Origin of the sequence: Chitinibacter sp. ZOR0017 (assembly GCF_000799095.1) — a bacterium.
In the GTDB taxonomy this organism is placed as follows: domain Bacteria; phylum Pseudomonadota; class Gammaproteobacteria; order Burkholderiales; family Chitinibacteraceae; genus Chitinibacter; species Chitinibacter tainanensis.
Window position 1 is genome coordinate 78,590 of sequence record NZ_JTLG01000043.1, and the last position, 18,060, is coordinate 96,649.

Consider the following 18,060-nt stretch of genomic DNA (forward strand, 5'->3'; position numbering starts at 1 on the left):
TTTATGGATAGCAGCTTTGCTAGCTATACCTGGCATGTGGCTGGGTTTTTTGCTCTGCCCGGCCGATGCCGTGCAGGGGGAGGCCTATCGCATTGTTTTTCTGCATGTGCCGACCAGCTGGATGGCGATGTTTATTTATATGGTGATGGCCTTCTGGTCCGTGATTCATCTCGTCTTTCGTACCCGGCTATCGGCATGGATGGCGCAGGCGCTGGCCCCAACGGGGGCAAGTATGGCGTTGTTGTCCTTATGGACAGGGGCTTTATGGGGTAAACCTATGTGGGGTGCCTGGTGGGTATGGGATGCCCGCCTGACCTCCATGCTGCTGCTATTCCTTTTGTATCTGGGTTTTATTGCGCTGACCCGCAGCATGGATGATCCCGAGCGCGCCGATCGTGCCGGTTCGATCCTGGCGCTGGCAGGCGCGTTTAATGTGCCCGTGATTTATTTTTCGGTGTACTGGTGGAACACCCTGCATCAGGGGGCTTCACTAGCGCCGGGCAAGGCCAGCATGCCCTCACTGATGCTGCTGGCCATGCTGCTGCTTTCGGCCGCGGCCTGGCTGTACGGTATGGCCATGTCGCTGGCTCGGGTGCGCGTGCTGATTTTGCAGCGTGAAGCACAAACACAATGGGTGCGGGATTTGCAGGAACAACGATGATGATTTATTGGAAAACGTGGGCCGATTTTCTGGCCATGGGTGGTTATGGTTTTTATGTCTGGCTATCGCTGGGCACCTGTGTGCTGGCCGTGCTGATTGAAGGCTGGAGCCTGCGCCGGCAGCGGGTGCAGATTGTGCGGCAGTTACGCCGGCAGGCCAAATTGCAGGAGTCTGCACCATGAAAGCAAGGCAGCAGCGCTGGCTGGCCGTTGCCGCTGTGCTGGTTCTGCTTGGGCTGGCGACTTATTTTGTGGTGAATGCCTTCCGGCAGAATCTGGTGTTTTTCTATACCCCGACACAAGTACAGGCCGGCGAAGCACCAACAGGACGGGCTTTCCGCATTGGTGGTCTGGTCGAAGCAGGGTCCTTGCATCGGCAGGCGGACGGCGTGACGGTAGCCTTTATCGTGACTGATACTGCCCGGCGCTTGCCGGTGCGCTATCGCGGCATTCTGCCGGATCTGTTCCGCGAGGGACGGGGTGTGGTAGCGCAGGGCCAATGGCAGAACGGCATATTTGTGGCCGCCGAAGTGCTGGCCAAACATGATGAAAATTACATGCCGCCAGAAGCCAAACATGCAGTGGATGAAGCTCACCGCAAATCCCGCGAGGCACAGCCATGATTGTTGAGCTGGGGCATTTTTCGCTAATTCTGGCGTTCTGCCTGGCCTTTCTGCTGGGGGGTATTGGCTTGAAGGGCAGTATTTCTAATGAGTATGGGGTTATGCGGGTTATCCCTATCTCAGTTGTGCTGCTCTTTGGGCTGATTCTGGCCGCATTTTCCGCTCTGGCCTATGCGTTTTTGCGCGATGATTTTTCTGTGCAATATGTAATGCGGCAATCCAATAGCCTGTTGCCGCCCATGTATAAGCTAGCGGCACTGTGGGGTGGGCATGAGGGCTCCTTGCTACTGTGGGTGCTACTGCTGGGGGGCTGGATGCTGGCCTTGCAAGGGTTGGGCCGGCATCTGCCATTGCAAACTATGGCGCTGGTGCAAAGTATTCTGGCCTTGGTGGGCAGCGGTTTTCTGCTGTTTATTCTGCTGACCTCCAACCCCTTTATCCGTTTGCTGCCGGCTGCAGCGGAGGGAAATGACCTTAATCCGCTACTGCAGGATATCGGGCTTATTCTGCATCCTCCCTTGCTTTACATGGGCTATGTTGGCTTTTCGGTGGCCTTTGCCTTTGCGATTGCGGCGCTGATTACGGGGCGACTGGATGCCGCGTGGGCGAGGTTTTCACGTCCGTGGACCATGGCGGCGTGGGCCTTTCTGACTTTGGGGATTATGCTCGGCAGCGCATGGGCCTATTACGAACTAGGCTGGGGCGGCTGGTGGTTCTGGGATCCGGTGGAAAACGCGTCCTTTATGCCATGGCTGGCCGGAACTGCACTAATGCACTCGCTGGCTGTAGCAGAAAAGCGCGGCGCTTTCCGCCAGTGGACGGTGCTGCTGGCTCTGGCTGCGTTTTCGCTATCGCTGCTGGGCACGTTTCTGGTGCGTTCTGGCGTGCTGTCGTCAGTGCATGCCTTTGCCACCGATCCGGCGCGCGGCACCTTTATTCTGCTGTTTTTATGTGTGGTGATCGGTGGTTCGCTGGCACTGTATGCCTGGCGTGCGCCCCAGATGGAAGGCGGGGGGCAGTTTGCCCTGTTTTCGCGGGAAACTCTGCTGCTGCTGAACAATTTATTGCTTACCGTAGCCTGTGCCACCGTACTGCTGGGCACGCTCTACCCCTTGCTGATTGATGCGCTAGGGCAGGGCAAGTTGTCGGTGGGCGCGCCTTATTTTAATCGCGTCTTTGTGCCACTGATGCTGCCCTTACTGTTCCTGCTTGGGCTAACCACGGCGGTACGCTGGAAGCAGCAATCGGCTGCCGATGCGATCCGCAGCCTGCGGTCACCCGCTGTGCTGGCGCTACTTCTGGGTGGCTTGTCACCGCAGCTGTTTGGAGAATGGCGCTGGGGCGTGGCTTTGCTGCTGGCGCTGGCGTGGTGGATTGTGCTCACAGCCGTGGCTGATCTAAGCCGTCGCTGTAGCTGGCCGACTCTGGCCAATGCCGGCATGCATCTGGCCCATATCGGCATGGCAGTTTTTCTGGCTGGAGCCACGGTGGTGAGTGTTTACGAGCAGGAAAAAGACGTGCGGCTGGACAAGGGCGAGAGGGTCGAGCTGGCCGGTTATACGCTGCAGTTCAACGGTATACGCGGTGAAAAAGGCGCAAACTATATGGCATTACGCGGCCAGATGGCGCTGATGCAGCAGGGTCAGATGCTGGCCACCTTGCAGCCGGAAAAACGCCAGTATCTCTCCAGCGCCATGCCCATGACCGAAGCCGCCATCCACCATACCCTGCTAGCCGATGTGTATGTATCGCTGGGTGAAATGACCGGCAGCAATCCGCTGCATAGTCCGTGGATTGTGCGCGTGTACTACAAACCGCTGGTGGGCTGGATCTGGTACGGCTGTTTGCTGATGGCACTGGGGGCATTGCTGGCGGCCTGTGACCGGCGCTACCGCTTGCGGAAGGCAAAACCATGAAGCGTTTCTGGCCCTTGCTGCTGTTTATGGCTCTGGCGGTGTTGCTGGCCATCGGCCTGACCCTGAAACCGCGAGAAATTCCATCGCCACTGATTGGTAAACCGGCTCCGGCATTTACTCTGCTCAGGCTGGATGCGGCTGGCCAGACGTTTTCACCCGCTAACCTCCGTGGCAAGGTCTGGCTGTTGAATGTATGGGCATCTTGGTGCTCGGCCTGTGTGCAGGAGCATGTGCAGCTCTTGCAATGGGCCGGTCGCAAATCGGTGGTACTGGTTGGCCTGAATTACAAGGATGAAGACGATGCCGCGCGGCGCTGGTTGCAACAGCAAGGTGGCAATCCCTACGCCATTATCGCGGCCGATCAGGATGGCCGGGTCGGCATCGACTATGGCGTGTATGGCGTGCCGGAAACCTTTGTGATCGACCGCGCGGGCCTTATTCGCTACAAGCACATCGGCCCGCTAAATGCTCAAGTGCTGGCCGACAAAATCGAACCGTTACTGCGGGAGTTACAGCAATGAAACGGGGTGGCGTCATCAATGTATGGGTATATGTTTGCAGCCTATTTATAATATTGGCCACATGGCAATACCCTGCTTTAGCGGCAGAGCCGGTGGCCACAGACGACCCGCTGGCACTAAATCCGCAGGTTGAGCAGCGTTTGCTGGGCTTGTCGGGCGAGTTGCGCTGTCTGGTTTGCCAGAACGAATCGCTGGCTAGTTCGCGTGCGCCGCTGGCCGAGGATTTGCGCAGGGAGGTCCGCCGGCAGATTGTGGCCGGTAAAACCGACCCGCAAATTCTTAGCTATCTGACCGAGCGCTATGGCGATTTTGTCACCTACCGTCCGCCCTTCAAGGGGCGAACTGTGCTGCTGTGGCTGGGGCCACTGGCTTTACTGCTGCTGATGCTGATCTTTTTCTGGCGACGTTTGCGCCGCAAATCGGCGCCACTGCCTTTACCGGACCAAGCACAGGCGCAACTGGTGGCCTTGCAGCGCGAATTTGACGGAGATGCGCCATGATGCTGTTTTCACTATGGGCCACGCTGCTGGTGTTGCTGGTTCTGGCCGGACTAGCCTGGCCGCTCTGGCGTAGTGCCACCCAGCCCATGGGTGAGGGCGCACGTCAGCAGCGTTATGCGGTGCATCAGTCGGAACTGGCCGAATTACTGGCCGAACACCAGCAGGACCGGCTGGATGAAACAGCCTACCGGCAGGCCATAGAGGAGGCCGGATTGCGGCTGCTGTTGGAAATGCCCCCTGCGCAACATGCGATGGATCGTACCTATTCGGGGCGCTGGCTACTGGCCGTGGCACTCCTGCTGCCGCTGATGGCGGGTGGCCTGTATCTGCATCTGGGCAATCCGGCGGCCGCACAGTCCATGGCGATTCCGACTGCGGATGAGGAAGCCGCACAAATCAGCCGGATGGTTCAATCACTGGAAAGCAAGCTGGCCATTAATCCGCAGGATGACAAAGGCTGGCTAATGCTGGCGCGCAGCTACCGCACCCTGCAACGCTATGACGATGCCGTAAAAGCCTATGAAAAAGCTTGGCCGCTGGTAGAAAACAACGCCGGCGAACTGGCCCGCTTTGCCGGCACACTGGCGGTAGCTCAGAACGGCTTTGCCGGCCGCCCTACCGACTTGCTGGTCCGCGCCCTGACGCTGAACCCGAAGGAAGTGGATGCCTTGATGTTATCGGGTAGTGCCGCATTGGAACGCGGTGATATCGCCAGCGCCCGTCAATGGTGGCAACAACTGCTCAGCCACCTGCCCGCCGACAGCGACGACGCCCGCTGGATACAGCAAAAAATCAGCGAGCTGCCCGGGGCAGCAGAGCAGAAGTAACCGTCAGGATGAATCCGGGTCAGCCCACCCCCGCAAAGTTCAAGCTGCAAGTGGCCAGATCGATAATAGGTATATCCATGTAGGCCATATTAAATATGGCCTGTAGAGCAATCCAAGCCCCTGCTTGCAGGGGCTATTTGCATGCTGGGGCAGAGGTAGGCTTACCCCGCCTGCCCATCAGCACGGGCTTGCCAGTACATGGGCAGGTAGACCCGTCCCCAAAGGGCAAAACCGGCGCAGGCTAGCAGGGCGGCCAGCGGGTAGAGAAGGGCGCTGCGGGCGGGCCAGATTTCACCACCTACCCGTGCAAGGGCCACGCCATGCATCAGCCAGTACAGCGTCCAGGCCAGACGGCCAGCCTGTAGCGGGCGGCCGGAATGACCGAGCGTCACGCGGGTCACAAAGCCAAGCAGCATGGTCAGCATAAAGCCGAGGGTAAGGGCATGCAGCGGTGCAAAGCCTAATCCGGCTTGGCCGGATAAAATCAGCAAGCCCGATAGCGCATACAACAGCAGCGACAAACCCGCCCATGCAAATGAAGCATGCAGCATGGCCAGCAAGGGTACTTTAAAGCTACGCTGCAACTGCCAGCGCCAGCTGGTGTAAAGTAGCACGGCGGCCAGTGGCAAATCGGCGGGCAGGGTGGATAGCTGGGCGATGGCCAGTGCGGCATGCCCCAGCATCAGCAGTGGCAAGAGCAGTAGCCAGTCTGGCCGCCATGGCTGATAGGGCATCAGCACATTGGCCGAAAAAAACGGCACCATGCGGTGGCAGACCAGAAAAAATACCGGCAGCAGAAAGCCCCACAAACTGATTTCCACCATGGCTTGCCAGCTGGAGAGCTGTCCACTGTTGTGCCAGTGCAGCGCCAGCAAGATGCCCGCCCAGCCCAGTGCAAAAGCCAGCCCCACGCCGATGGCATGGCGGCGATCGGGTTGCTTGCTGGTGCGAATCCGCCCCCACCAGATCAGCAGGGCTGCGCCCCAGGCCAGTGCATGCAGTAGCAGGGCGATCAGGCGTAAAGACGGCCACAGGCTGCTGGCCAGAAACAGCACACTGCCTGCGGCATAGCCGGCAATCACCGGCGCATAACGGGCCAGCGGTGGCGGTGCCACATTCAGCCAGCGCGGGCCGGCGGTATAGATAAAGCCCAGCATGAATAGCGGAAAAAACCCGTACAGCATCAGATAGCCATGCTGCAGCATCGGCACGCTGGCTTGTGTCAGTGTGCTACCGGTGCTGCGGGCGGCCATCTCGGCCAGCCACCAGAACAGCGCGGCCAGCAGTGTGACGCTGCCGCAGAAAAAACCGATGCGGTGCGGGGCAATAAGCAGACGTTTCATGGTGGGCTCCATGGAGGGGGAATTGATCAGCTGCGCCCTCCCCTGACAAGGGGAGGGCTAGGGAGGGGTAAAATCCTCGGCCCCCACCCTAACCATCCACCTAGCAGGGGAGGGAACGGTTGGACTTTGTAGGCAACGCTATAAACCAGCCGGATGTACGCGTGGGCTTAGTCTGCTGCGATCAGAAAATCGATAACAATTTCGCCGGGTTCGCGGCGCACATAGCTGATTTTTACCCGCGCGCCAAACTGGGCATCGATCTGGGCCAATAGCGGCAGCGGATCGTGGTCATTGCAAAAACGCATGGTTTCGCCACGCTGCAGAGCGTGCAGTGCACCAAAAATGGCCGCATGACGAAAGCGCTTGGCAATGCCGCGCGCATCAAAGCCGTAAATGCCTTCCTGAATGAGTGGAATGGAGCAATCGTGAGTCATGGGTGAATCCTTTAAAGGTAAGAAAAGCCGCCATCGGCTGGCGATGGCAGCGGGATAATCAATTACTAATATTCTCTGCAGCCAGCTCGCCTTGGGGCTGACGCTGGGTTTTACGTAGCAAGCCAACAGCAAACACTGCTAGAAAGAGTGCGCCGACCGAGAACACAATATCACCCGGTACGCGCAGCCAAACCAGGGTATGCATCAGTGGAGATTGAATAATTTCGGCTGAACGGGCATACCACAGACCGGTATTGATACTGTGGAAGGCCTGCAAAATGCCGGCAGGCAGCAGGGACATAAACACCATCATGGCCAGACCGATATTCAAGCTCCAGAAGGCAATGGCCAGTGGCTTGTCCTGCCAGAGCTCGCGGGGATAAAGCCCGCGCAGGCAGAACAGCATCAGGCCGATGCCCAGCATGCCGTACACCCCGAACAGTGCCGTATGGCCGTGGGCGGGCGTCATATTCAGGCCTTGCACGTAATACAGGGCAATTGGCGGATTGATGGCAAAGCCCAGTAAGCCCGCCCCAACCAGATTCCAGAAACCCACGGCCACAAAGCACAGAATGGGCCAGCGATACGCCGCCACCCAGGGTGCGGCTTTGCTGCGGCGATACATGGCAAACGCTTCCAGACCAATGAGCGCCAGCGGGACGACTTCCAGTGCCGAGAACACGGCACCAATGGCAATCACGGCGGTGGGCGTGCCGGTAAAGTACAGATGGTGCAGCGTGCCCAGAATGCCTCCAAACAGAAAGACAATGGTTTCCAGCACAATGGCCGCGCTGGCGGTGCGGGTATGTACCAGCCCCAGCTTGCTGAAAATCAGTGCAATCACAGCGGTGGCAAAGACTTCGAAGAAGCCTTCTACCCACAGATGCACCAGCCACCAGCGCCAGTATTCAATCATCGAATAGTGACTGTGCTGGCCCCACATCAGCGAGGAGGCATAAAACAGACCGATGCACATGGCCGATAAAAATACCATGGCAATCAGGCCGCGACTTTCGCCCGGGGTTTTCAGCGCAGGCCATAGCGCACGCCCCATTAGCAGCAACCACAACAGCAAACCGATAAACAGGCCAATTTGCCAGATCCGGCCCATGCTGGTGTATTCCAATCCCTGATTACCCAGCCAGAAAGCAAAACTGCTACCCAGACGTTCCTGCGTACCGACCCAGCCACAGGCCAGCGAGCCCAGCGCCACCACAATCAGCGCCCAGAACAGCACATTCACACCCAGCGTTTGCAACCTGGGTTCATGGCCGGACAGGGCGGGAGAGATATACAGACCGGTAGCCAGCCAGGCTGTGGCAATCCATAGCACGCCCAGCTGGGTGTGAATGGTACGACTGGCGACAAAAGGAAGAATTTCGCCCAGTGGCAGACCAAAGAAGGTTTGTCCTTCAACCGAATAGTGTGCGGACACAATGCCCATCACCACCTGCAAACCAATCAGCGCAATCACCACGAAGAAATACTTGCGGGTGGCCAGCATCGAAGCGGTGGGCTTCAGGCTGAATAGCGGATCTTTCTCTGGTGCGGCCGGGTCGGCATCCTCGCGGTGGGCGCTGTGATAGCACAGCATGGCCGCAATGCCGGCAATCAGCAGAATGACACTGGCAATCGACCACATGCCGGTGCCGGCGGTGGGGGTGTTGCCAATGAGCGGTTCATGCGGCCAGTTGCTGGTATAGCTCAGGTTTTTTTCGCCGGGGCGATCCGTGCCTGCCGCCCAGGCCGACCAGAAAAAGAAGGCCGGCAAGGCTTGCAGATCGCTGGCATCGCGAATGCTGTCCGGCATCATGGCGTAGTCTTCGCGCAAATCATTCAGCTTGGGGTCTTGCCCAAACAGCCCGCGATAATGCGCGGCCAGTTCGGCAATGACGAGCGCGCGTTCGTCGCTGACAGTCAGTGTATCGGTAGCGGCATCGTAACGGTTTTGCCGCATTTCGCGTTTTACCCGCGCCATAATGGCGGCCTGATCATCGGCGTTGAGTGCAACAAAAGCCTGTTTGAACTGCTTTTGCGCCAGCATATCCCGCAAACCGATGATTTCCCGATGCAGCCAGTCTGCTGACCAGTCGGGGGCCACATAGCTGCCATGTCCCCAGACCGAACCCAGTTGTTGCCCGCCCGCGGATTGCCAGGCCGATTGCCCCTGCGAAATCTGCCCGCCACGAAACACAATCTGCCCGCTCTGGCTGACGATATGGGCCGGAATCGGCGGTTTGCTCAGGTAAATTTCATGCCCGATCCAGCCCAGTACGGCAAACGATAAAACAAAAATGGCAGCCAGCCAGCGCCACCGGCGTGAAAGCGTGTCCATAGCCCCTCCTCATCAATGCGAGTTTTAATATGTAAAAGGAATGAATATTATAAGCTGCGGTCTTGTTGATGTAAAATATTTACATATTAAAGGTTGTTCTTGGGGTATGCCGATGCAAGCGTTTAAATTGAAATCCCACAAGGCAATACTAGCTAGGCTTGGCCGGAGGTCTGCGGGCTTTTCCAGCATGGGGGCGGGGTTCGGTCTGTTACTGACTGGTTTGATCGGTCAATTTTATGGTGGCCGCCATGGTGTCTGGCTGATTGCCCCGCTGGGCGCTTCGGCGGTACTGCTCTTTGCTGTGCCCGCCAGCCCCCTAGCGCAACCGTGGCCGGTATTAGGCGGTAATCTGCTCTCTGCTGTCGTGGGGGTTCTGTGCGCCAAATGCCTTGGTGTATCGCCGCTTTCGGCGGGTTTGGCGGGTGGGCTGGCCATTTTGCTGATGCAAATCGCCCGCTGCCTGCATCCGCCCGGTGGCGCTGTTGCACTGACTGCCGTACTGGCCAGCGCCGGCCCGATGGGGCAACTGGGCTTGGGCTTCGCCCTGTTTCCGGTGGCGATCAATACGCTGACCCTGCTGGCGGTCGCGTATTTATTTCATCGCATCAGCGGACACAGCTATCCGCATCGCCCCTTGCCTGTGTTGCAACGACCTACGCCACTGAGCAAAGAAGATTTGGTCTATGCCATGCAGCATTATGGCGATGACCTTGATATTGACGCGGATGACCTTTATGCACTGGTACAAAGCGCGCAGCAGCGTGGCCTTACTGCGGCAAAGAAAGATTAAGTTGCCTTGCCAGAACGGCCTTGTTGCTCACCAGATCGGCCAGCGTGTAGCGATCCAGCGTGGCGTACAGGGCTTCCTGAGCCTCGAATAGCACGTGCTTAAGCCGGCAGAGGCCATCAATGCGGCAGCCGGTTTCGCCGCTAGCGGGGCTGGTAAAGCATTCCACCACGGGCACATCGGCTTCGCACAGGCGTACTAGCTGGCCAATGCGGATCTCGCTGGCGGGGCGGCCCAGCATTAAACCGCCGCCTTTGCCTTTGCTGGTGGCCAGATAGCCGGCCTTGCTTAAAAAGTGCACCACCTTCATCAGATGGTTATCAGAAACACCGTAGGCACTGGCAATCTGTGCGCGTGTGGCTTTCTGCTCCGGTTGTAGCGCCAGATAAATCAGCGTGCGCAGGCTGTAGTCCGTAAACGCATTCAGGCGCATGGCGAGTCCCTGTGGATTGATCGTGATAAGTGTACGCTGAATAGATATTCAGGCGTGCACTTATCCTTTCAATCCCTCGGTTACACCGGTTTGGACACTTTCAATCCCTGCTCCACGGCCCAGATGGCGGCTTCCAGGCGAGAGCGGAAGTTCAGCTTACGCAAAAGGCTTTTCATATGGACTTTAACAGTGCCTTCGGCAATACCCAGTTCGCGGCCGATCAGTTTATTGGGCAAGCCCTTGGCCAGTCCGATCAGAATGTCGTGTTCGCGATCGGTGAGCTGGGCCAGCATATCGTTACGGACTTTGCCATCCTCATTGCGCAGGGCGAGTGCCAGCGCCCGGCCTAAGCGCTCCGGTATGGCCATGCTGCCCTCCATGGCATCCCCAAGCCGGCTGATGATATCTTCGGGCTCCATGTCTTTCAGCAGATAACCATCGGCGCCAGCGCGAACGGCAGCAACCAGATCACTGCTCTGGTCGGATACGGTCAGCATCACAACGCGGGTATCCAGCTCCATTTCCCGAATGGCTTTAAGTGTTGTGATGCCATCCATTTCTTTCATGTTCAGATCCAGTAAGACCAGATCCGGTTGAAGCTGGCGCACCAGTTCTATGCCTTCGCGCCCACTGGCGGCCTCTCCGGCCACCCGGTAGCGGGAATCGAGTGCCAGTAACTGCACCACGCCTTTGCGGAAAAGCGGGTGGTCATCAATAACCAGTACCTGAATGTATTCATTCACTGCGATATTCCTTGTGAAGGCCTTGCGAAGAACCCGCATCCTGCCGGGCAAAAGGGGTGATAGGGGTAAATTCCAGGCGTATACGGGTGCCGCCAAGCGGGCTGCCCTGCAGATGCAGCTGCCCATGTAGATTACTGGCACGGTCCTGCATAATAATCAGGCCATAGTGGTGCTGTTTGCCCGGGTTAATGGGCAGGCCGATGCCGTCATCGTCAATCGTGACCACAATATGCGGAGCTTGCCATTGCAGGCTGATCTCGGCGTGACTGGCCTGTGCATGGCGTTCCACATTGGCCAGCGCTTCACGCACGATTTGCAGCACATGAATTTCTTCCTGTGCTGCTAGCTCGACGCCCAGCAAGCGGTGATCCAGCCGGACCGGAATGCCGATGCGCTGGATAAATTCATCCACCGTATCTTCCAGTGCGGCCAGCAGACCGCGTTCATTCATTTGCAGGCGGAAGGTGTTGAGCAGCTCGCGCAGTTGCCGGTAAGCCGCATTCAGGCCCTCGCGTAACTCGGAAAGCGTCGCAACGGTATCAGCGGAGGGGGCTGGCAGGCTTGCGCTTAGACGGGATACCTGAATTTTCAGGTAGGACAGCGCCTGAGCCAGCGAGTCGTGCAGCTCGCGGGCAATCACTGCGCGCTCTTCCAGTACAGCCAGCCGCCCCTGTTCCTGCTTGCGGCGGGAGTTGGCCAGTGCGGTACCCAGATTGCGGGCCACTGCCTGTAGCAATTGCTGTTGCCAGTCCTGCAAAACCTGTCCCTGATGCAGATGAATTGGCAGAATTCCGTACTGCACACGGCCTTCGTTCAATTTGAAAATCGGCCGCTGCGGATCCGTGGGCTGGCCGGTAATGCAGCGCTGGCAGTCACTGGCCAGACAGGTCCGCTCGGACTGCTGTGCACTGCTGATACGGAATGCCTGCTCGACATTTTCTCTATCGGTTAAACAAATTGCCGCGCTATCGAAATCAATCAGGGTGCGTACTTCGCTGAGCACAGCGTCGAAGACGGCTTCGCTTGGTTCTTCGTCAGAGAGTAATTCCTTGATCCGGTACAGCAACTCCAGAGTGCGTCGGTTTTGTTCCAGCTCTCTGGTTTTTTCAATAACACGTTCTTCCAGTTGCAGGTAATGGCTGGCCAGATCGGCAATCATTCGGTTCATCAGTTCGCCAAGCTGGCCGATTTCGCCAGCCCCATGCCTTTGAACCCGAGCCTGAAGCTGGCCGTTCTGCACCAGTGTCGCAACATGGGCCATTTCCAGCAGAGGCGACGTAATCCGGCGAAAAAGCCAGGCTAGCGTGAGCACAATCACCAGAGCCATCACGACCAGTGCCAGTCCTTGCAACTGGGCGAGTCTGGCCAGCTTGGCTTCGTGCTCGGCTTCCAGCAGTTTTACATAGTCATCAATCTGGGCAACAAAATGGTGAATGACCGGTAGCAATTGCGGATTTTTCTGTAGCTGCTGTGATTCCTGGATAAGAGGATAGATTTCGCTGCGCCAGGCCAGATCAACCTGATTCCAGCCCACCTGTACCGTGCTGGCCGGGTCCGTGTTCTGTTGCAATTGTGGTGAATACAAGCGCCTTTCGAACTCGCGAACGACTTCTGTCAGTGTTGGCTGGCTACCCGGCACAACAGGCGGAGGCGCCAGTGCGGTTGCTGCCATCAAAAACGCCTGCTTGCGTAAAGAACCCGCCACATTAATGGCTTCTCCGCCGCCACTGGAATGTGCGGCCAGCCACCACGACAGGAAAATCGTGATCAGGGCAGGCAGTACCAGCAGCAGCATGGCAGCAGACAGATGCATCAATATTGAACGCCGGTGTGGCAGATTAAGTAGCAACACTACCTCCAAATATCCGGAAACTTTTCCGGTCTCGCAGACCCATGATCTGCCACCTTATTTTCCTGTGCTTTTGCTCCGCCGCATTTAACCCTTTGTGGGTAGCTTGCTGGCGTGAAAGAGGGGCTTACCCCCAAGGGGGGATTAGCCGAAAAAGATTGTACGCATAAGCTGACAGGAAAGTGTCTGAATGGAGCGCCCAGAAAGTGGATCTGTCGCGTCGCAATCTGCTATTTGGCCGAAAGCCGCAAGCCCCCACTGCCTTGCAGCCGCCATGGGCCACTTCCCGTTTTACGGAAGACTGTACGCGGTGTGGTGAATGTATTGTGGCCTGTCCAACCGGATTGCTCCGCAAAGGTGACGGGGGCTTTCCGCAGCCCGACTTCCGCCAAGCCGAATGCGATTTTTGCGAACAGTGTGTCACGGCGTGCCAGAGCGGGGCTTTGCAATTGCAGGGTCAGGCATGGGCTTATCGCGCAGGTATTTCTGCCCAGTGTCTGGCACATCGGCAGGTGGAATGTCGGGTGTGTGGTGAGGGCTGCCCGCAGCAGGCGATTCGGTTCCGCTTGCAGCTTGGGAAAATGGCACAGCCCCAACTGGATGGTGATCTGTGTAATGGATGCGGCGCTTGCGTCAGTCTCTGCCCGGCACAAGCCATCACGGTGAAGTAGGCCAATGGCCATTTAAAGGATGGGAAAACATGAATGTATACAGTCTGGTATTGCGCCCGGTTCCCGGAAAAACGGCGCAGGTGCGTGAAGGTGTACTCACCATTGCCGGTGCCGAAATCCATCTGGAGCATGAAGGCCGGCTGATTGTCACCGTGGAAGAAACCGCAGATCTGAAAGCCAGCGATGCGCTGAAGCTGGTGCAGCAACTGGCCGACGTGATGTCAGCCACGCTGGCTTACGAATATAGCGATGAGGCAAAAGACCTTGTTGCCGGAATTTCTGCAGCATAAAGGAGCAAATAGAATGGATCGTCGTGATTTTATCAAGGCCAGCGCCGTTTGTGCTGCAGCCGCAAGTATCGGAATTCCCGTGGTGGAAGCTGCCGGCAAGGAAGTTGCCAGCGCAGCAGCAGGTATCCGCTGGGATAAAGCCCCCTGTCGTTTCTGTGGTACCGGCTGTGCCGTGCTGGTGGGTACACAGAATGGCCGCGTAGTGGCCACGCAAGGTGATCCCGATGCAGCGGTCAATCGCGGCCTGAACTGCATCAAGGGCTATTTTTTGTCCAAAATCATGTATGGCGAAGACCGTCTCACCCGCCCTTTGCTGCGCAAGAAAAACGGAGTGTATGACAAAAATGGCGAATTTACTCCGGTTAGCTGGAAAGAAGCCTTTGCCATTATGGAGCTTAAGGCCAAGGATGCGCTGAAAACCGCCGGTCCCACTTCGGTGGCCATGTTTGGTTCGGGGCAGTGGACGATTATGGAGGGCTATGCCGCCTCCAAGTTTATGAAAGCTGGCTGGCGCAGCAATAACCTTGATCCGAATGCCCGCCACTGCATGGCTTCGGCGGTCACCGGTTTTATGCGCACTTTCGGCATGGACGAGCCTATGGGCTGTTATGACGATATCGAAGTCGCCGATGCCTTTGTGCTGTGGGGCTCGAATATGGCCGAAATGCATCCGATTTTATGGAGTCGCATTACCGACCGCCGGCTGTCTAATCCGAATAGCAAAGTGGCTGTGCTATCCACCTTCGAGCACCGCTCCTTCGAGCTGGCCGACAACGGCATGATTTTCACCCCGCAGACCGATCTGGCGATTCTTAATTTTATCTGCCACCACATCATCAGTACCGGCCGCGTTAATAAAGCCTTTATCAGCAAGCATGTGAATTTCAAACTGGGTGAAACCGATATTGGTTATGGCTTGCGCCCCAAGCATCCGCTGGAAGTGAACGCCAAGGCCAATGGCTACCCCGGTGCGGATGGCAAGCCAAAAACCATGCCAACCGAGTCCAAGCCCATCAGTTTTGATGAGTTTGCCAAATTCGTTTCCGACTACACGGTGGACAAGGTCAGCAAGCTTTCCGGTGTACCGGAAGACAAGCTCAAGGCACTGGCTGAGCTGTATGCCGATCCGAAAATCAAAGTCATGTCCTTCTGGACCATGGGGTTTAACCAGCATACCCGTGGCACCTGGGCCAATAACATGATTTACAACGTCCACCTGCTGGTGGGCAAAATTGCCGAACCGGGGAATAGCCCGTTCTCGCTGACCGGTCAGCCTTCGGCCTGTGGCACCGCCCGGGAAGTGGGTACATTTGCCCATCGTTTGCCGGCGGATATGGTGGTGACCAATCCGGAGCATCGCCATCACGCAGAAGAAATCTGGCAACTGCCGGAAGGCACTATCCCCGACAAAGTCGGCCTGCATGCCGTGGCCATGGCGCGGGCGCTCAAGGACGGCAAGATCAAGTTCTACTGGCAGATGTGCAATAACAATATGCAGGCCGGCCCCAATATTAATGGCGAACTATATCCGGGCTGGCGACACCCCAATGTTTTTGTCGTGGTATCCGACCCTTACCCGAATGCTTCGGCGCTGGCGGCCGATCTGGTATTGCCGACCGCGATGTGGGTGGAAAAAGAAGGCGGTTATGGCAATGCCGAGCGCCGTACCCAGGTTTGGCGGCAACAGGTGAATGCGCCGGGTGAGGCTAAATCCGACCTCTGGCAGATTGTCGAGTTCTCCAAGCGCTTTAAGGTAGAAGAAGTCTGGCCGGCCGAGCTGATTGCCAAAAAACCGCAAGTCAAGGGCAAAACGCTGTTTGATGTGCTGTATGCCAATGGCAAGGTGAATAAGTTTAAAAATAATGAACTGCAAGCCGGTTTTGAAAACTTCGAGGCGAAAACCTTTGGTTTTTACATCCAGAAAGGCCTGTTTGAAGAGTATGCCGAGTTCGGGCGCGGCCACGGGCATGATCTGGCTCCGTACGAGGCTTACCACAAGGCACGCGGCCTGCGCTGGCCGGTGGTGAATGGCAAGGAAACCAAATGGCGCTATCGCGAAGGCTATGACCCGTACGTGAAAAAGGGCGAGGGTTTGCGCTTTTATGGCAATAAGGATGGCAAGGCCAATATCTTTGCCTTGCCTTATCAGCAGCCACCAGAAATGCCGGACAAGGAATACGACCTGTGGCTATGTACCGGTCGGGTGCTAGAGCACTGGCATACCGGCACCATGACCCGCCGTGTACCGGAACTACATAAAGCGGTGCCGGAAGCGATGGTGTTCATGCATCCGGACGAGGCCAAACGGCGCGGTTTGCAGCGTGGCATGGTGGTGAAAGTGATTTCCCGCCGTGGCGAAATCACCATCCGGCTGGAAACCCGTGGCCGTAACAAGCCACCTAAGGGGCTGATTTTTATTCCCTTCTTCGATGAAGGCCGGCTGGTGAACAAGCTGACGCTGGATGCCACCTGCCCGATTTCCAAGCAGACCGACTACAAGAAGTGCGCCGTTAAGATTGTTAAAGCTTAGTGGGTATGACTGTATAGCCATTTAAAACAAAAGGCCGTAAAGCAATACCTATGAAAATCAATCGTCGTCAATTGCTAAAGGATGGCGCGGCGCTATGTGGTACGGCGCTGGCGCTGGGCTCCGGCCTTGGGGCGCTGTCCAAGCAGGCCAGCGCCCAGCCGGTGGCTGTAGCGCTGCGCCCGCCCGGAGCGATTGGCGATGATTTTCTGGCCGCTTGTGTGCGCTGTGGTTTGTGTGTGCGCGACTGCCCTTACCACACACTGCAACTAGCGCGGTTAGGGGGTGGCTATGGCGTGGGTACGCCGTACTTTATTGCTAGCCATGTGCCATGCGAAATGTGCGAAGACATCCCCTGTGTAAAAGTCTGCCCGACCGGTGCGCTGGATCACGGCCTGACGGATATCAACAAGGCTCGCATGGGCTTAGCGGTACTGCACGATCAGGAAACCTGTCTGAATTTTCTGGGTTTGCGCTGTGATGTCTGTTACCGCGTCTGCCCGCTGATTGATCAGGCCATTACGCTCGAAAAAGTGCATAACCCGCGCTCGGATCGGCATGCCATGTTGTTACCCACGGTGCATTCGGATTTCTGTACCGGCTGTGGCAAGTGTGAAAAAGCCTGTGTGCTGCCCAAACCCGCCATTAGCGTCTTTCCGGTAGCGCTGGCTAAAGGTGAGGCGGCCGCGCATTACCGCAAAGGCTGGGAAGAAAAGCAGAAGGCCGGTGGTTCATTAATCAGTGAGCAGATCGAATTGCCCGCCCGTTTGCCGGATTCTGCGCCATGAACGCGCTAAAGGCCGGACGCTGGCTGTTGCTGCGCCGATTATCGCAGCTGGGTATTTTGCTGCTGTTTCTAATCGGGCCGTGGTGGGGTATCTGGTGGGTGAAAGGCACGCTGGCATCCAGCTATAGCTTCGGTTTCTTGCCGCTGACCGATCCGCTATTGCTGCTGCAAAGTCTGCTGGCTGGTTTTACGCCCGCCAAACAGGCATGGATTGGCGCAGCCGTGGTACTGGTTTTTTACCTGCTGGTGGGCGGGCGGGTGTTTTGTAGCTGGGTTTGTCCGGTTAATCCATTAACTGATTTGGCGGCGTGGCTGCGCAAACGTCTGGGCTTGAAAACCGGTAGCAATCTGTCACGACAGACCCGCTATGCGGTGTTGCTGACGATTTTGCTACTGGCCGCCTTAACGCACACGCTGGCATGGGAATGGATTAATCCCGTTACGGGGCTGCAGCGCGGTTTGTTATTTGGTATGGGGTTGGGCTGGCTCGTGTTACTGGCTATTTTTGCCTACGACCTCCTGGTGCAGCGGCATGGCTGGTGTGGGCACTGGTGTCCGGTCGGTGCATTTTATGCCCTGCTTGGTCGCGTTGCTCTGCTAAGAGTCTCGGCACGCTTGCGCAATCGCTGTGATGACTGCATGGATTGTTTTCAGGTTTGCCCGGAGCCTCAGGTTATCCGCTTTGCGCTAAAAGGGCAGGGCAGTCCGGTAATTAATTCGGGCGAATGCACCAATTGTGGTCGCTGTATTGAAGTTTGCGATGAAAAGGTTTTCAGGTTAACGCACCGCTTTAACCGGCAGGTCGATTAAAAGC

At 57.1% G+C, this 18,060-nt stretch carries 19 protein-coding genes; 13 read left to right on the forward strand and 6 right to left on the reverse strand.

Annotation, left to right across the window (positions count from 1 at the left end):
* The first annotated feature begins 16 nt into the window (after window positions 1-16).
* The 7 genes from ccmC (at window position 17) to ccmI (ending at window position 5,047) form a co-directional block, all read left to right on the forward strand.
* Entirely contained in the window at window positions 17-661 is a 645-nt protein-coding gene (ccmC, locus tag L991_RS12925) for a heme ABC transporter permease CcmC (protein WP_231550555.1), read from the forward strand.
* Window positions 658-843, forward strand: a complete 186-nt coding sequence (gene ccmD, locus L991_RS12930) for a heme exporter protein CcmD (protein WP_231550556.1) — start codon at window positions 658-660, stop codon at window positions 841-843. The genes ccmC and ccmD overlap by 4 nt, the downstream gene beginning before the upstream one ends.
* Window positions 840-1,283: a cytochrome c maturation protein CcmE gene (gene ccmE / locus L991_RS12935; protein WP_047396217.1), complete on the forward strand. Its 444-nt coding sequence runs from the start codon at window positions 840-842 to the stop codon at window positions 1,281-1,283. Before ccmD ends, ccmE begins: the two co-directional genes overlap by 4 nt.
* Window positions 1,280-3,199: a heme lyase CcmF/NrfE family subunit gene (locus L991_RS12940; protein ID WP_047396219.1), complete on the forward strand. Its 1,920-nt coding sequence runs from the start codon at window positions 1,280-1,282 to the stop codon at window positions 3,197-3,199. Before ccmE ends, L991_RS12940 begins: the two co-directional genes overlap by 4 nt.
* Window positions 3,196-3,720 (forward strand): DsbE family thiol:disulfide interchange protein, encoded by a 525-nt coding sequence (locus tag L991_RS12945; protein ID WP_047396222.1) that lies wholly within the window; start codon window positions 3,196-3,198, stop codon window positions 3,718-3,720. The genes L991_RS12940 and L991_RS12945 overlap by 4 nt, the downstream gene beginning before the upstream one ends.
* A 92-nt stretch (window positions 3,721-3,812) precedes the next feature.
* On the forward strand, window positions 3,813-4,220 hold the full coding sequence (locus L991_RS12950; protein WP_231550557.1) for a cytochrome c-type biogenesis protein: 408 nt from the start codon (window positions 3,813-3,815) through the stop codon (window positions 4,218-4,220).
* Window positions 4,217-5,047, forward strand: coding sequence for a c-type cytochrome biogenesis protein CcmI (ccmI, locus tag L991_RS12955; protein WP_047396225.1), 831 nt, complete (start codon window positions 4,217-4,219; stop codon window positions 5,045-5,047). The genes L991_RS12950 and ccmI overlap by 4 nt, the downstream gene beginning before the upstream one ends.
* A 161-nt stretch (window positions 5,048-5,208) precedes the next feature.
* Here the strand turns inward: ccmI and L991_RS12960 are convergent, their stop codons facing one another.
* From L991_RS12960 to L991_RS12970, 3 genes are all read right to left on the reverse strand, one after another.
* Complete coding sequence (locus L991_RS12960) at window positions 5,209-6,390, reverse strand: NnrS family protein (RefSeq protein ID WP_081986678.1); 1,182 nt, start codon at window positions 6,388-6,390, stop codon at window positions 5,209-5,211.
* A gap of 167 nt (window positions 6,391-6,557) precedes the next feature.
* Window positions 6,558-6,824 (reverse strand): DUF2249 domain-containing protein, encoded by a 267-nt coding sequence (locus tag L991_RS12965; RefSeq protein ID WP_047396231.1) that lies wholly within the window; start codon window positions 6,822-6,824, stop codon window positions 6,558-6,560.
* Between the two features lie 58 nt (window positions 6,825-6,882).
* Window positions 6,883-9,159: a nitric-oxide reductase large subunit gene (locus L991_RS12970; RefSeq protein WP_047396235.1), complete on the reverse strand. Its 2,277-nt coding sequence runs from the start codon at window positions 9,157-9,159 to the stop codon at window positions 6,883-6,885.
* Window positions 9,160-9,346: 187 nt separating this feature from the next.
* On the opposite strand from L991_RS12970, the gene L991_RS12975 reads away from it, so the two are divergent.
* Window positions 9,347-9,949, forward strand: coding sequence for an HPP family protein (locus tag L991_RS12975; RefSeq protein WP_052190867.1), 603 nt, complete (start codon window positions 9,347-9,349; stop codon window positions 9,947-9,949).
* On the opposite strand, the gene L991_RS12980 is transcribed toward L991_RS12975, so the two are convergent.
* The 3 genes from L991_RS12980 to L991_RS12990 form a co-directional block, all read right to left on the reverse strand.
* Window positions 9,927-10,379: an Rrf2 family transcriptional regulator gene (locus L991_RS12980; protein ID WP_047396239.1), complete on the reverse strand. Its 453-nt coding sequence runs from the start codon at window positions 10,377-10,379 to the stop codon at window positions 9,927-9,929. The genes L991_RS12975 and L991_RS12980 overlap by 23 nt on opposite strands.
* 80 nt (window positions 10,380-10,459) lie before the next feature.
* The gene (narL, locus tag L991_RS12985) at window positions 10,460-11,122 is read right to left on the reverse strand and encodes a two-component system response regulator NarL (protein WP_047396242.1); all 663 of its coding nucleotides are present in this window, start codon (window positions 11,120-11,122) and stop codon (window positions 10,460-10,462) included.
* Window positions 11,115-12,935 (reverse strand): histidine kinase, encoded by a 1,821-nt coding sequence (locus L991_RS12990; RefSeq protein ID WP_047396244.1) that lies wholly within the window; start codon window positions 12,933-12,935, stop codon window positions 11,115-11,117. Before L991_RS12990 ends, narL begins: the two co-directional genes overlap by 8 nt.
* 242 nt (window positions 12,936-13,177) lie before the next feature.
* Between L991_RS12990 and napF the strand changes: the two genes are divergently transcribed.
* Genes napF through napH form a run of 5 tightly spaced genes read left to right on the forward strand, consistent with a single transcriptional unit; the run spans window position 13,178 to window position 18,056 of the window.
* Window positions 13,178-13,642 (forward strand): ferredoxin-type protein NapF, encoded by a 465-nt coding sequence (napF, locus tag L991_RS18060; RefSeq protein ID WP_047396338.1) that lies wholly within the window; start codon window positions 13,178-13,180, stop codon window positions 13,640-13,642.
* Window positions 13,643-13,671: 29 nt separating this feature from the next.
* Entirely contained in the window at window positions 13,672-13,932 is a 261-nt protein-coding gene (locus L991_RS13000) for a chaperone NapD (protein WP_052190868.1), read from the forward strand.
* A gap of 13 nt (window positions 13,933-13,945) precedes the next feature.
* On the forward strand, window positions 13,946-16,462 hold the full coding sequence (napA, locus tag L991_RS13005; protein ID WP_047396248.1) for a nitrate reductase catalytic subunit NapA: 2,517 nt from the start codon (window positions 13,946-13,948) through the stop codon (window positions 16,460-16,462).
* A gap of 50 nt (window positions 16,463-16,512) precedes the next feature.
* The gene (napG, locus tag L991_RS13010; RefSeq protein WP_047396250.1) at window positions 16,513-17,247 is read left to right on the forward strand and encodes a ferredoxin-type protein NapG; all 735 of its coding nucleotides are present in this window, start codon (window positions 16,513-16,515) and stop codon (window positions 17,245-17,247) included.
* The gene (napH, locus tag L991_RS13015) at window positions 17,244-18,056 is read left to right on the forward strand and encodes a quinol dehydrogenase ferredoxin subunit NapH (protein WP_052190869.1); all 813 of its coding nucleotides are present in this window, start codon (window positions 17,244-17,246) and stop codon (window positions 18,054-18,056) included. Before napG ends, napH begins: the two co-directional genes overlap by 4 nt.
* Window positions 18,057-18,060 lie beyond the last annotated feature (4 nt).

Coding starts and splice junctions, on each gene's coding strand:
- ccmD (WP_231550556.1), top strand. CDS start 658: ATGATGATTTATTGGAAAACGTGGGCCGATTTTCTGGCCATGGGTGGT.
- ccmE (WP_047396217.1), top strand. CDS start 840: ATGAAAGCAAGGCAGCAGCGCTGGCTGGCCGTTGCCGCTGTGCTGGTT.
- L991_RS12940 (WP_047396219.1), top strand. CDS start 1,280: ATGATTGTTGAGCTGGGGCATTTTTCGCTAATTCTGGCGTTCTGCCTG.
- L991_RS12945 (WP_047396222.1), top strand. CDS start 3,196: ATGAAGCGTTTCTGGCCCTTGCTGCTGTTTATGGCTCTGGCGGTGTTG.
- ccmI (WP_047396225.1), top strand. CDS start 4,217: ATGATGCTGTTTTCACTATGGGCCACGCTGCTGGTGTTGCTGGTTCTG.
- L991_RS12960 (WP_081986678.1), bottom strand. CDS start 6,390: ATGAAACGTCTGCTTATTGCCCCGCACCGCATCGGTTTTTTCTGCGGC.
- L991_RS12965 (WP_047396231.1), bottom strand. CDS start 6,824: ATGACTCACGATTGCTCCATTCCACTCATTCAGGAAGGCATTTACGGC.
- L991_RS12970 (WP_047396235.1), bottom strand. CDS start 9,159: ATGGACACGCTTTCACGCCGGTGGCGCTGGCTGGCTGCCATTTTTGTT.
- L991_RS12975 (WP_052190867.1), top strand. CDS start 9,347: ATGGGGGCGGGGTTCGGTCTGTTACTGACTGGTTTGATCGGTCAATTT.
- L991_RS12980 (WP_047396239.1), bottom strand. CDS start 10,379: ATGCGCCTGAATGCGTTTACGGACTACAGCCTGCGCACGCTGATTTAT.
- L991_RS12990 (WP_047396244.1), bottom strand. CDS start 12,935: ATGCATCTGTCTGCTGCCATGCTGCTGCTGGTACTGCCTGCCCTGATC.
- L991_RS13000 (WP_052190868.1), top strand. CDS start 13,672: ATGAATGTATACAGTCTGGTATTGCGCCCGGTTCCCGGAAAAACGGCG.
- napA (WP_047396248.1), top strand. CDS start 13,946: ATGGATCGTCGTGATTTTATCAAGGCCAGCGCCGTTTGTGCTGCAGCC.
- napG (WP_047396250.1), top strand. CDS start 16,513: ATGAAAATCAATCGTCGTCAATTGCTAAAGGATGGCGCGGCGCTATGT.
- napH (WP_052190869.1), top strand. CDS start 17,244: ATGAACGCGCTAAAGGCCGGACGCTGGCTGTTGCTGCGCCGATTATCG.